8 protein-coding genes are annotated in these 12917 nt (G+C 73.9%); 6 read left to right on the top strand and 2 right to left on the bottom strand.

Features of this window, described 5'->3' with window-relative positions; all coding sequences use genetic code 11:
* Window positions 1-26 precede the first annotated feature (26 nt).
* From grpE to C4V41_RS40460, 6 genes are read left to right on the top strand one after another with little or no spacing between them, the layout of a single operon-like run.
* On the top strand, window positions 27-500 hold the full coding sequence (gene grpE / locus C4V41_RS40485; protein ID WP_103961318.1) for a nucleotide exchange factor GrpE: 474 nt from the start codon (window positions 27-29) through the stop codon (window positions 498-500).
* Complete coding sequence (locus C4V41_RS40480) at window positions 501-2084, top strand: Hsp70 family protein (protein ID WP_103961317.1); 1584 nt, start codon at window positions 501-503, stop codon at window positions 2082-2084.
* Window positions 2085-2087: 3 nt separating this feature from the next.
* Window positions 2088-4601 (top strand): hypothetical protein, encoded by a 2514-nt coding sequence (locus C4V41_RS40475; RefSeq protein WP_103961316.1) that lies wholly within the window; start codon window positions 2088-2090, stop codon window positions 4599-4601.
* A gap of 4 nt (window positions 4602-4605) precedes the next feature.
* Window positions 4606-5769 (top strand): GTPase, encoded by a 1164-nt coding sequence (locus tag C4V41_RS40470; RefSeq protein ID WP_103961315.1) that lies wholly within the window; start codon window positions 4606-4608, stop codon window positions 5767-5769.
* Window positions 5770-5773: 4 nt separating this feature from the next.
* Window positions 5774-8041, top strand: a complete 2268-nt coding sequence (locus C4V41_RS40465) for a GAP1-N2 domain-containing protein (protein ID WP_103961314.1) — start codon at window positions 5774-5776, stop codon at window positions 8039-8041.
* Window positions 8041-9753 (top strand): TRAFAC clade GTPase domain-containing protein, encoded by a 1713-nt coding sequence (locus tag C4V41_RS40460; protein WP_103961313.1) that lies wholly within the window; start codon window positions 8041-8043, stop codon window positions 9751-9753. The genes C4V41_RS40465 and C4V41_RS40460 overlap by 1 nt, the downstream gene beginning before the upstream one ends.
* 2 nt (window positions 9754-9755) lie before the next feature.
* Here the strand turns inward: C4V41_RS40460 and C4V41_RS40455 are convergent, their stop codons facing one another.
* Together C4V41_RS40455 and C4V41_RS40450 are read right to left on the bottom strand one after the other, a co-directional pair.
* Window positions 9756-11390 (bottom strand): VanW family protein, encoded by a 1635-nt coding sequence (locus C4V41_RS40455; protein ID WP_103961312.1) that lies wholly within the window; start codon window positions 11388-11390, stop codon window positions 9756-9758.
* A 283-nt stretch (window positions 11391-11673) separates the two neighbouring features.
* Window positions 11674-12816 (bottom strand): ROK family transcriptional regulator, encoded by a 1143-nt coding sequence (locus tag C4V41_RS40450; protein ID WP_103961311.1) that lies wholly within the window; start codon window positions 12814-12816, stop codon window positions 11674-11676.
* Between the last annotated feature and the right edge of the window lie 101 nt (window positions 12817-12917).

Genomic DNA, 12917 nt, shown 5'->3' with positions numbered 1-12917 from the left:
TGACGATCCCCCCAGAATTCCCTGATATGACCTCGACCGCGGCCGCGCTCGACCGGCTCGCCGAGGAGATCAAGGCCGAGCACGACCGCGCCGCCCACCGCGAAGAGATCATCGACCGGCTCTTCGAGGAGAACCAGGCGCTGCGCCACGGCCTGCTCCAGGAGGCGCTGACGCCGGTGCGGGCCGGCCTCTACCGCCTCCACGACCTGGCCGGGCGCGAGGCGGCCCGGCTGCGCGGCGCGGGGCAGGACGGCTCGCTCATGGAGGCCATCGCCGCCGAGGTGGCCGAGGTGCTGGCCAGGACCGGGGCCGAGCTGCTCGACGTGGCGCCCGGCGACCCCTACGACGCCGCCAGGCACCGGGCGACCAGGACGGAGCCGGGGCCGCCGGGCCGGGTCGTGGCGGTGCTCGCCGAGGGCTTCCACCAGGGCGAACGCGTCCTGCGCAAGGCCGACGTGGCGATCGGCCAGGCCGTACAGCACAGGGAGGACGACGCATAGATGGCCGTTTACGGGATCGACCTCGGCACCACCTACTCGTGCATCGCCGGCATCGACCGGATCGGCCGGGCCGAGATGCACCGCAACAGCGAGGGCTCCGACACCACGCCCTCGGTGGTCTTCTTCGAGACCCCGGACAACGTCGTGGTCGGCCAGCCCGCCAAGGACAGCGCGGTCGTGCAGCCCGACCTCGTGATCAGCCGGATCAAGCGCGACATGGGCCAGGAGGTCACCAGGACCCTGCACGGACGGCCGTACACACCGGAGGAGATCTCCGCCTTCGTGCTGCGCAAGCTCGCCGCCGACACCCAGGTCGCCACCGGGGAGACCGTGACCGACGTGGTCGTCACCGTTCCGGCCTACTTCGGCGCGGCCGAGCGCGACGCCACCAGGAAGGCCGGCCGGATCGCCGGGCTCAACGTGATCGACATCATCTCCGAGCCCATCGCCGCCGCGATCACGTACGGCGTGCTCAACCCCGACGAAGACCGCCACATCCTCGTCTACGACCTGGGCGGCGGCACGTTCGACACCACCGTCATCACCCTGCGCGGCGGCGACATCGAGGTCGTGTGCACCGACGGCGACCACGACCTGGGCGGCGCAGACTGGGACGACCACCTGGTCGAGCACCTGGCCGCCTGCTTCCGGCGGGAGCACCCCGACGCCGGCGACCCGCTGGAGAGCAACGCCACCGAGCAAGACCTGCGCAAGATCGCGGAAGACCTCAAGAAGACCCTGTCCACCCGGCTCAGGCACACCGTCCGGGTGATGCACGAAGGGCGGGTGACCACGGTCGAGCTCGGCAGGGAGGAGTTCGAGGCGCTCACCAGAAACCTGCTGGAGCGCACGGTGGCCATCACGCGCCGCACCCTGGAGACCGCGCGGGCCAAGGGCGTGCTCTCCTTCGACCACCTGGTCCTGGTCGGCGGCTCGTCGCGGATGCCCGCCGTGGCCGAGACGCTGAGCAAGGAGTTCGGCCTCACGCCCCGGCTGCAGGACCCCGACCTGGCCGTGGCCAAGGGGGCCGCGCTCTACGCCTTCGAGGAGACCTACCGGCGGCTGGCCAACTCGGGCGAGCGGGCCAAGGCCGAGGCGATGGCGCTGGAGGCCGGGCTGTCCGCCGTCCAGCGGCGCGCGATCGAGGGGCGCACCATCAAGACGGTCGCCTCCCGCGCCTTCGGCATCGTCACGACGAACCGGCGGACCCGGGAAGACTACGTCGCGCACCTCGTCCACGCCAACGATCCGCTGCCCGCGTCGGTCACCGAAGACTTCGCCACCCTCGACGACGACCAGACCGGCGTCACCGTGCGCGTGATGGAGCAGGCGGGCAGCGCCGAGTCCAAGGAGCTCGGCGACAACGACCAGATCGGCGAAGGCGACCTGCGCATCCCGCCGGGCAAACCCGCCGGCTTCCCGATCGAGGTCACCTTCGCGCTGGACACCTCGGGGCTGCTGCACGTCACCGCGCGCGAGCACGAGCGGGGCGAGCGGCTCGACCTCGACATCCAGATCGGCGGCATGTCCGAGGAGGAGGTCGTGTCGTCGCGCGACTCCCTCGCCCGGGTGCGCGTGGACTGATCCATGGCGTTCGACGAGGCCCGATACGTGCGCGAGGTGCTGGATCCGGCCCGGCGCTCCGGCGGCCTGCCCCCGGTCGACCTGCGCCCGCGCTACCAGCTCACGGAGGGCATGAGCGCGGCCGAGGTCACCGAGACGGTGCGGCAGGTCCGGCAGTGCTGGCGGCGCTCGCGGCAACTGCTGAAGTTCCGCAAGCTGGTCGACGCCCTGGAGGCCGAGCACGCCGAACGCTACACCGAGGTCTTCAAGGCGGCCGCCGGCGGCGATCTCGGCCCGCTGCGGGCACACGTCGCACAGGCCGCCGAGCGCGACGGCCGGCGGCTGGCCGACGTGCGGCGGCGGCTGAACGACGCGGCGGGCAGACTCCGCATGCTGCCGCCCGACGTCGTCGCGGGCATCGCCACGTCGGCCGGGCTCGACGCGCCCGCCGCCGTGAGCATCGCCGCCGAGCTGGACATCGAGGTGCGCGAGCCCGACCGGCTGCCGCAGACGCCCCCTTACGTGGCCTACCCCAAGGTCCGCGCGGCCCTCGACACGCTCGGCCGGCCCCACCTCGCCGGATTCGTCTTCGCCGACGCCGAGATCCGGATCATGGGCGACCTGTCCGGGATCCCCGAGCGGGTCACCCTGCTGGAGCAGGAGGCGCAGCGCAGGACCAGGGGCCCGTGGACCGTGAGCGCCGACATGATCTTCTCGGCGCTGCGCAACACCCCCGACGCGGCGGCGCTCCTGCGCTACGACATCGCCGCCCGGCTGCGCGAACGCGTGCGCGAGCACCCGTACGACGACACGCTCCTGCGGCACGCCACCGGCGACCTCGGCCTGCACCCCGACGACGCCAAGCGGCTGATCTTCGCGATCCGGCAGGAGAGCGGCGTGGCCGGCGGGCCGCTCGACCGCCTGCGCGAGCTGATCGGCGCGGGGCTGATCCAGGAGGCCGTGGACTTCGCGGCGGCGCTGCCCCCCGAGGCGCTCACCGGCGAGACGGCCGTCCTCGCCGCCGAGGCGCGCGCCCGGCTCGACACCGCCGTGGGGCTGCGCGACACCGCCCGCGCGGAGGCCGACCCCGACCGGGCCTGGCTGATGCTGGAAGACGCGCTGCGCCGGGCGCCCGACCTGCCGGGCACCGAAGCGCTGCTCGCCGGGCTCGCGCCACGGCCGCCGGGCAAGCCGCAGGCCCGGCTGCGGGGCGGCGTGGTGGCGATCACGTGGCCGCCGTCGCCGTCACGGGGCGGGAGCGTCGACTACGAGGTCTACCGCGACGGGTTCCCGTTCGCCGAGACGACACGGCCGCACGCGTCCGACGAACGGCCGCCGGTCAACACGCCCGTGACCTACGCGGTCGCGGCCCGGCGCGGGCAGGCCGTCTCGGCCGCGGTCGAGTGCGCGCCGCTGACGTTCCGGCCGGAGCCGGCGGACCTGCGGCTGAGCGCGGTCGACGGCGTCGTCACCGGTCACTGGCGGGCGCCGGCCGAGGTGCTGCGCGTCGTCGTCGAGCGCGACGGCGTGCCGATCCGGGTGGAGGGCTCCGGCTTCCGCGACCGCGACGTGCGCAACGGCACCACCTACGACTACCTCGTCGCGGCCGTCTATCCCGACGGCCGGGGCGAGGTCACCACGCCCGGGCTGCGGCGCACGGTCACGCCGCGGGCCAAGCCGGTGCCGGTGGCCGCGTTCACGGTCGAGCCGGACGCGGGCGGCGGCGAACTGCTGGTCCGCTGCGCCGAGCCGCCGTCGGGGGTGCTGGAGTTCGTGCTGCTCGCGGGGGAGCCGCGCTGGCCGTACGGCGCGGTCGTCCCGCTCGACGAGGTGTACGCGGCCGGGCGCGTCCTGCCCGCCACCCCCGCGCGCGACGGCTACGCGCTGCGCTCGGCCCAGGTGTCCGGCGTGCTCCTGGCCGTCACCGTCGCGGGCGAGAGCGCTACCATCGGCGCGCACCGCGAGCACGTCAACCTGCCCGCACCCCGGGGCGTGAGCGCGGTGCGCCGGGGCGGCACCGTCCACGTCGGCCTGGAGTGGCCGCCCGGCGTGCCGGAGATCGAGGTCCGGTGGGGCGAGCGCCGCCTGCTCGTGTCGTCGGCGGCCTACCGCTCCGGCGGCGGGATCCGGCTCGACGTCCCCGAGGCGGAGGCGCCGGCGATCCGGCTCACCCCGACGACCCTGATGAACGGCAGGCGGGTGCACGGCCCGGCGGTGCGGGTGCCGCTCTCGGCCGTCGTGCCGGTCCGCTACTCGCTGCGCGCGGAGGGGCCGCCGTGGCGGCGCGAGCTGGTCGTCGACCTGTCCGCCGAGCGGCCCGTACGCGTGACGCGGCTGCTCCTCGTGATCAAGCCGGGCCGGGTCCTGCCGTGCTCGGCCGACGACGGGCGCGTGCTGGCCGAGTGGTCCGGCCTCGACCCGCCCGCGCGGCTCTCCGTGCCCATGCCCAGGCAGCCGAAGCCCTACTGGCTGCGCTGCTTCGCCGAAGGCCCCGTCGAACTCGTCGATCCGCCCGTACGCGTGCTCAAGTCGGGGTGAGGCCATGATCACGTGCCCGTACTGCTTCGCCAAGGTGGCGCCCCGCCACATCGGGTTCCGCTGCATGGGGCGCGGCGGGCGCAACCAGGGCTGCCAGGCGCAGCCGGACGAGGTGCTCGGCGCGTTCCGTGGCGGCACGCCTCCGGTGCTGCCGCCGGTCTTCACCGTGCGGCGGCCGGGGCGGCGCGCGGTGTGCCCGGCCTGCGCGCGGGAGACGGCGTGGCGGGTCTGCCCGGCGTGCCACAGCCGGCTGCCCACGGAATACTGCGCGAACCCCGGCAAGATCGTCGCACTCGTCGGGGCGAAGAACGCCGGCAAGAGCACCTACATCGCGGTCCTGGTGCACGAGCTGATGAACCGGGTCGGTGAGGAGCTCGGGGCCTCGCTCGTACCGTGTGACGACCGGACGATCGAACGCTACAAAACGGACTTCGACCGTCCCCTCTACGGCGAGCACCAGCTCCTGGCCGGCACGCAGTCGGCCGGCTCGGCGCCGCGCGACCCGCTGGTCTACCGGTTCACGCGCACCGTGCCGGGGCGGCTGCGCGGGCGTACGGCGTCGCTGACGCTGGTGCTGTTCGACACGGCCGGTGAGGACCTTCGCCAGCGCGAGATGAGCGAGCTCCACCTGCGCTACCTGAGCGCCGCCGACGCCGTGATCTTCCTGCTGGACCCGCTCGAACTGCCCGGCGCGCAGGCCGCGCTGTCCGGCTCGGCGCGCGGCCGTGGCGGGACACTCGCCGACGACCTGCTGAGCGACCAGATGGACGTCATCGTCCGGGTCACCGAGCTGCTGCGCGAACGCGACAAGGGCCGCCTGGCCATCCCGGCGGCCGTGGCGCTCAGCAAGATCGACGAGCTGCGGGAGTCGATGGAGCGCCAGTCGGCGCTGCACCGGACCCGCGAGCCGGTCGGGGCGCTCGACCTGGACGACCGCGAGGCGGTGGACGAGCAGGTCCGCGCGCTGCTGCAGCAGTGGCAGGCGGGCATGATCGACCGCTACCTGAGCCAGCAGTACCGCGACTACGCCCTGTTCGGGCTGTCCGCCCTCGGCACGGTGCCGGAGGGCAGGACGGTCGCGCGCAGCGGCATTCGCCCCTACCGCATCGAAGATCCACTGCTGTGGCTGCTCTACCGGTTCAGAATGCTCGACGGCATACGGAGGTAGCGCCGTGGCTTGGCAGCTCCACTACACCTCGGCGGCGGCGGGGCCGTCCGGGCGGGCCGGGTTCCAGGTGGTGGCCGAGAGCCCCGGGCTGCCCGCCGGGCCGGGCGCGCGGGTCACGCCCTACCTCACCTACCGGCCGCCGCCCAGCGCGCCGGCCGCGCCCTCGCCCGAGGAGATCCGGGCGATGCCGGTGGCGATGTCGTACGGCCCCGCCGACGACCACTACGCCCTGGTCCGCTGCCACTACCTGGGGCGCGACTACTCGGGGCGCTACGGCAACTTCTTCGGCCACGCCCTGGTGCTGGCCGGCGACGACCTGGTGGGGGTGCGGCCGATCGAGTTCTGGCGGGCGCCGCTGTGGGCCGACACGCCGGTCACACCCGGTGCCTCGCTGTCCGAACTGGCCGAGCTCATGCCCGGCACCGCGCTCGACCCCGACTCGCTCGGGCAGTGGCTGGCCGCCGGCGGGCCCGGGGCCTACCGGCGGCTCAGCGGGCTGCTCGAACTCGTCCGGCGCGGGCTCGTCGAAGGGTACGGGCGGCTCATCCTGGTCGGGGCCGACTGCGAGGAGATCGTCCGCTGGATCGCGGTGATCTCGTACTCGCTGGCGTGGGAGGCGGTCACGCGGCTGTCGTTCGTCACCTACAGCGGTGATCCGGCCGCCACGACGCAGCTCATCGTCGGCACCACGCCCGACGTGTGGATCCCCCGTGACGTGGACGCTACCGTGGTGGCGCTGGCCGACGAGCCGGCGGCGATCGAGACCGGGCGGTTCTCGGAGACCGTGCGGGAGTTGTGGCAGGCCATGGACCTCGACGGGATCGACGAGCTGGCCGCGTTCGGGCCGGACGACCCCGACACGGCGGCGGCGCTGGTGGCGCTCTGCCGGACCGGCGCCGACCTGCCGGCCGCCGAACAGGCGGCGGTCGCCCGGCTGCTCGGCGACGGGCCGCCCGAGTGGGTGTGGCCGCCGTTGGGGGAGCGGGCCGACCGGCTGGGCTACCCGCTGGCCGCCGCGGTCGCCCTGCACGGCCCCGCGACGGCGGCCGGGCCCTGCGCGGCACGCTGCGTCCTGCTGGCCCTGCGCGACCCGGCCCTGGCCGCCCTCGATCTGGGCCCGCACGAGCCATCGGCGGTGTCGCGGAAGGTGGCGGTGCCCGAGGCGTATCGGGAGGAGGTGGCCGGGGCGGCGCGGGAGGCGCTGGGAGTGGCGGATCGGCTGGAGCGCCTGGTCGGGGTGTTGCGGGTGGCCGACGCGGCCGGGATCGGGCTGCCCGGGCGGGAGGTGGAGCGGGCCGTCGCCGCGCTCGTGGACGCCCGCCTCACCGACGTGCCCGGCCAGCTCGAACGCACCCCCTACCGATGGCGGGAGGCCCTGCTGGCCGGGCTGGTCACCGGCCTGGAGCGGGCCACGTCCGCCGTCCGGGAGAGCGCGCTCACCCCCGAGGTGTGCCGCGCGCTGGCCGGCCGGGACCTGCGAGCCACCCCCGGCACCGCCGCGGCGGTGATCGTCTGGGAGGTGAAGTCGGCGCGCCTCGACCGGGTGGAGGCGACCATGCGGCTCCTCGCGCTGGACCACGCGCCGGGAACGGCACGCGAGCGGGAGGCCGCGCTGGGCGACATCTGGCGCGAGGAGCCGACGGCCACCGAGCTGCGCCGCCTCATCGAGGAGGCCGGCCGCCAGGTGCAGGACTACTACGTGCTCAACAGCCTGCCCGCCCGCCTGTTCGTCCGCACCGGGCTGAGGGGCGAAGACGTGGTCGAGGTCGCCGACCGCATCAGGAAGGCCGGGCTCCAGGGCTCCGTGATCGACGACGCGGAGGCCGTGCTGGCCGCCACCGGCCTGGCCCACGCCGGCTCCCTGAACCAGGCGGTGGCCGAGGTGGAACGGCTCACCGGCCTGAACCCCAGGATCGACCCCGAACTCGTCACGCTCACCCGCGACCGGGCGGCGAGGACGCTGGCCGAGCAGGAGCCGAAGTCCCGCACGGCGCTGATGAGGAAGTTGTCGCGGCAGTCCCGCGACTGGCTGCTCGAACAGTGGCTCACCGCGCGCCCGAACCGGGCGGAGCAGGCGGCGCTCCTGGAGATCGCGATCAGGCTCAGGGAGGAGGGCGTGCACGTGCCCCGGCTGGAGGAGTGGGCCTATTCCCTGGTCAGAGGCAGGTTGCCGTTCGGATCCGTGGACAGCCGGTTCAGGAAGGACCGCGAACTGGCCGAGGGGCTGCGCAGGCTCATGAAGCCGAAGCGCCGGGTCTTCGGGGGCGACTGATGGGCTTCCTGCTCCTCATCGCCTGGCTGGCCGCGGTGCTGGCGGGCGTGTTCGCCGGCATCATGATCTACCCGCTCGTGCTGTTGGCGAGCACGCTGGTCGCGGTCGGCCACTACCTGGTGCAGGCGTGGACGGTCCTGGTGCCCGGCTCGTCGCCCGTCGCCCCGCCGAGGGACGACGAGGAGCGCGATCCGGCCCATCCGCACTACCTGTCCGGGCAGGTGTGGAAGGACTGGACGACGATCCTGAGGGCGGTCGTCCCGCGCGTCAAGGCCCAGGCGGACCGGGCGCTGCGCGGCGCCACCGGCACCCTCGCCGGCGGCGACCAGCGCTGGTTCCTGTTCCCGATCTGGCTCGCCGTCTGCGGCGGGATCGTGTCCGCCGTGGTGCCCGCGGGCGTCATCGCCGCGCTGATCATGGCCGTGTACGCGGTGACGACCGCGCTCGGGCTGCTCGTCTGGCTGCTCTGCGTCGGGGTGCTCCGGGTGCTGGACCACGTGTTCGTGCTGGCGTACCGGATCCTGCAGACCTGCCCCTATCCGCGGTGCTACGCCCGGTTCACGCTGCCGGTCTACGCGTGCCCGGAGTGCGGCGCCGCGCACGCGAACCTCAGACCGGACCTGAACGGCGCCGCCCGGCACGTCTGCCGCTGCGGCGTGCGGCTGCCGACCACCGTCCTGCTCGGCCGCTACCGCCTCCAGGCGCACTGCCCCGCCTGCGACCGGCTGCTCCCGGACCGGGTCGGCCGGGTACGGATCGAGCCGCTGCCGTTCGTCGGCGGGCCCGACGCGGGCAAGACGACGTTCATGGCGCTCGGCGTGGAGGCCGTCCACGAGGCCGTGCACGCCGCCGGCGGCCGGGCCTTCTTCGCCGACCGGAGCGACGACCAGGCCTTCCGGCAGTTGCGCAGGGAGCTGGCCGCGGGCCGGATCAGCAAGACCCTGCCCGACCTGCCCAAGGCCGTCATCCTGGACGTGGCGCTGCCGGGAAAGGGGAAGAGCGGTGGCAACCGGATCCTCTACCTGTTCGACCCGTCCGGTGAGCACTACACCGGGGCCAGCAAGGTCGAGGAGATGCGCTACCTGGCCCACGGGGAGGCGCTGATCCTGGTCATCGACCCCTTCGCGATCCCGGAGGTGCAGGACCACCTGCTGGAGTCCGAGCGGCGAACCCTGCTGGAGGAAGGGGTCGTGCTGTCCCGCGAGGACCCGGCCGACACCTTCGCGCGCCTGCGCAACGAGCTGGTCAGCCGCGCCGACGGCGGCAGGCAGCGCCGGGTCGCCGTCGTGCTCAGCAAGGCCGACCTGCTCCGGCAGACCACCTCGGGGCGCGGCGCCGACGACCTGCCCTCCTGGCTCAGGACCATGGGGCTCGGCAATCTTGTACGCGAGCTGGACCACCAGAAAGCCGACGTCCGCTACCTCACCTCGGGCATCCCGCCCGAGGGCACCCGGATCGCCGAGCTGCTGGCCTGGGCGGGCGGGCTCCGGCTGAACGGCCGCCTCGCGGGGGAGACGGCCACGGCCGTGAGCGAGCTGACGACGGGTGAGGCGCGGCGGCCCTGGGAGCCCCGGCCGCGCGCCGCCGGCCGCCCGCCGACGAGCTACCTGATCTTCAGACGCGCGCTCGCCGCCGCCATGACCGTGATCTCCGCCGTGATGCTCGTCCTGCTGGTGCTGGTCCTGCTGAAGGTGTGGCTCCCGGAGGGGTGACGTCACGTGCACCGCAGGCGCGGCTCCGGGGCGTACACGGTGTGGAACCGCTGGCGGCGGATCTCCTTGCCGTCCTTCTTGAAGATGCGCCACACGTCGATGGCGAAGCCCTCCACCCCGTCCATCGGGATGCACTCCTTCCCGGATTCGCGCAGTGTCGGGAAGGACGTCACGGCGTAGCGGGCCGAGCTGCGCGACTCGACGGTGTAGCGCCTGGTGCTCCAGAACTGGACCGTGATCGAGGTGCCGGTGTACGAGGTCTTGATCAGCACGCCGTAGGGGGAGTTGTTGCGCCAGCGGAAGTCCGGCTGCGGGAAGGAGACCGTGGACTCCCGGCCGGCCGGGTAGCGGGAGATGTAGTACTGGTGCGCCCGGTGCTGCACGTCCTCGAAGCCGCCGAAGAACACCGCGTTGAACATCGTCGTGGCGAACTGCGACACGCCGCCGCCGACGTCGTTCACGAACCGGTTGTTGAGGATCATCGGCGCCTCGACGAAGCCGCGCGCCCGGTCCCGCCTGCCCACGACGTCATTGAGGGAGAACGTCTCACCGGGTTTGACCACGTACCCGTCGATGAGGTCCGCGATGCGGTGGATGTTGGTCACCCGGGGCGCGCAGCACGGGTGACGGGTGGTGAACGTGCTCACCTTCTCCTTGACGCCGAGCCGGCCGGCCAGCTCGGTCGTCACGCGGGGCGCGGCGTCGGCCGTCGGGACCTCGACGCTGCGGCGGCCGGTCGCCAGCGCGGTCGCGATGGCCGGGCCGAGGGCCTTGGCGTCGACGCCGCGGCCCGGACGGGCGGCGACGACCCGGGGGCGGCCGCGGACGATCCGGAAGGTGGCGTCCTTGGGGCGCCCGCCCGCGGCGACGAGCCGTTTGCCCAGGTCGGAAGGAAGGTCGCGGGCGTCGAAGGACGGGCGCAGCCCGCCCCGGCCGTCGGCGACCCAGCGCAGCCCGGCGGCCACGTCGGAGCCGGACAACGTGGTCTTCCTGCCGCCGTTCGTCAGCGTGAGCGGGGCGGCGACGGCGGCGCGGGCGAGCGTGCCGGTGACGCGGCGGATCTCCGCCGCCGGCGTCCCGGCCGGTCGCGGCCGGGTGGTGAGGGTCACCGAGGTACGGCCGGCCAGCACGGCCTGGCGGACGGCGGCCGCCGCGCCGGCGCGGTCGAGGGCGCGGCCCGGCTTGGGCAGGACCGCGCGCGGCCGGGTGCCCGTGTAGCGCACGCCGCCTTCGCGCGGGGCGACGTCGATGGCGGCCAGTTCGGCGGCGAGGCGCGTCTCGTCCAGCGTGACCCGGGGGCTCACCACCCGCCGGCCGCCGCCGAACAGCGAGCGCAGCACCCCGGCCGGGGTGCTCGCGCCTTCGAACGCCGCGCCGACGGTGGCCGGGACGTCCACGGTCATCCCGAGCCGCGCCGGGGCCCGCCGCAGCGTCCGCCCGCCCGCCGACAGCGTCAGGGGCCGGCCGAGCGCGCTCTCCAACCGGGTACGTGCCTGCTCCTCGGACAGGCCGCCGACGTTCACACCGGCGACCCAGGTGTCCCGCGGCACCGCGCCGGCCAGCGCGATCGCGGGCACGGCGTAGGCCAGCAGCCCTGCCGTCACCGCGACGGCGGCGCCTCTGGATGCGTAGCGCATGCTGTCTCCTGGTGGCTCACTTGCTCTCCAGGAGATACGGACGGCGGCGGCTTTTCGGTCACCGGCCTTTTTCGATCTTCACCTGTCGCACGCTCATGGCGGCACGTTTCGACGAATTCTGAAATTCAGCGGAACGCCGTACCGGCCTGCCTAAGATCGCGTGCGTCAAGGCAGCCACCGCCAGCGAGGGGGTGATCGTCATGCGCAGAAACAGGGACTTCTAACGTAAATGCTTTTGCCGGTCTCGGCCCGGGTCCGAGACCGGCGCAAGAACGCGGGCCTTTCAGTCGCTGCCGGTGACGAAACTCTGGATGGCGACCACGGCGCCGCCACGGGCCCACTCGCGGAAGTCGTCCGACTCGATCACCACGTCGACCGAGTCCGGCAGGTCGCGCCGGTTCGCGGTGAGGGCCAGCGCGAGCTCGTCCTTGGCGATGCGGGCCAGCTCCACGCCCTCGCCCGCCAGGACCACCGTCTTGGCCGTAGAGACGGTCGCGACGAGCGCGATGAGCCGGCCGAGGGCGTGCGCGGCCTCGCGGACGACGCCGAGGCACACCCTGTCGCCCGCCGCGGCCAGCCGCATGACCTCGTCGTACGTCACCGGCCGCCGCAGCCCCTGCCCCGCGCACGTCTCGACGGCCCAGCTCGACAGGTAGGAGGCGGCGCACCCGCGGTGGCCCTCCGGGCACATCGGGCCGCCGGGGTGGAGCACCAGATGGGCGAACATGCCCAGGTCCGCCTCGGTCGCGACCGCCAGGTGGTCGTGCATGATGAGCGCGTACCCGATACCCGCGCCGATCGTGACCAGCGCGAAGTCGCGCAGCCCGCGCCCCGGCCCGAACCAGTGGTGCTGGTGGGCCAGCGCCGCCACGTCGTTCTGCACCACGCACGGCACGCCCAGCGCCCGCTCCATCAGCGGCCTGAGCTCCACCTGCCGCCAGCCCAGGAACGGCGCGTCCACCAGCCGCTCGCCGCCGACCTGCGCCGAGGCGCGGGCGTTGCCGCCAAGCGTGACGCCCGCGCCGACGAGCGCGCCCGCCCCGCCGGACAACTCGTCGAGCAGTCGCCTGGCCTGCCGGCACACGGCGTCGGGGCTCTGGTCGCCGATCGGCTCGTCGCGGGCCGCGATGATCTCGGCGCGCAGGTCGGTGACGACGGCGTGGACCCGGTCAGCGGTCAGCTTGAGACCGAGGAAGCGGTGCTCGCCGGCGGCCACGTCCAGGGGACGGGTCGGGCGGCCGTTGACCGGGTCGTGCACCACGTCACCCTCGACGAGCAGACCGGCGTCGATCAGCGGCTTGGTCAGCCGCGTCAGGCTGCCGGTCGACAGGTCCAGGGTCTTGGCCAGCGCGGTCCTCGACTGCGGGCCGTGGATGATCAGCTCCTTGACGATGGAGCGAGCGGCGTCGGGCAGGGCGTCCCACATGCCGACCCATCTTCGGGCCCCAACCGTCCTCAACGCCAGCCTCCCGTTGTTGGCTTTGCGGTAAAGCTAACATGACAGCCATGTTCATAACAGTTCACGAA

The sequence above is a fragment of the Nonomuraea solani genome (assembly GCF_900108335.1).
GTDB lineage: Bacteria > Actinomycetota > Actinomycetes > Streptosporangiales > Streptosporangiaceae > Nonomuraea > Nonomuraea solani.
The sequence above is the reverse complement of the archived record's forward strand: the minus strand, read 5'-3'. Positions and strand labels throughout refer to the sequence as shown.

Excerpts from the sequence above, each read along its gene's own strand:
- grpE (WP_103961318.1), top strand. The coding sequence starts at position 27 with ATGACCTCGACCGCGGCCGCGCTCGACCGGCTCGCCGAGGAGATCAAG.
- C4V41_RS40480 (WP_103961317.1), top strand. The coding sequence starts at position 501 with ATGGCCGTTTACGGGATCGACCTCGGCACCACCTACTCGTGCATCGCC.
- C4V41_RS40475 (WP_103961316.1), top strand. The coding sequence starts at position 2,088 with ATGGCGTTCGACGAGGCCCGATACGTGCGCGAGGTGCTGGATCCGGCC.
- C4V41_RS40470 (WP_103961315.1), top strand. The coding sequence starts at position 4,606 with ATGATCACGTGCCCGTACTGCTTCGCCAAGGTGGCGCCCCGCCACATC.
- C4V41_RS40460 (WP_103961313.1), top strand. The coding sequence starts at position 8,041 with ATGGGCTTCCTGCTCCTCATCGCCTGGCTGGCCGCGGTGCTGGCGGGC.
- C4V41_RS40455 (WP_103961312.1), bottom strand. The coding sequence starts at position 11,390 with ATGCGCTACGCATCCAGAGGCGCCGCCGTCGCGGTGACGGCAGGGCTG.
- C4V41_RS40450 (WP_103961311.1), bottom strand. The coding sequence starts at position 12,816 with ATGTGGGACGCCCTGCCCGACGCCGCTCGCTCCATCGTCAAGGAGCTG.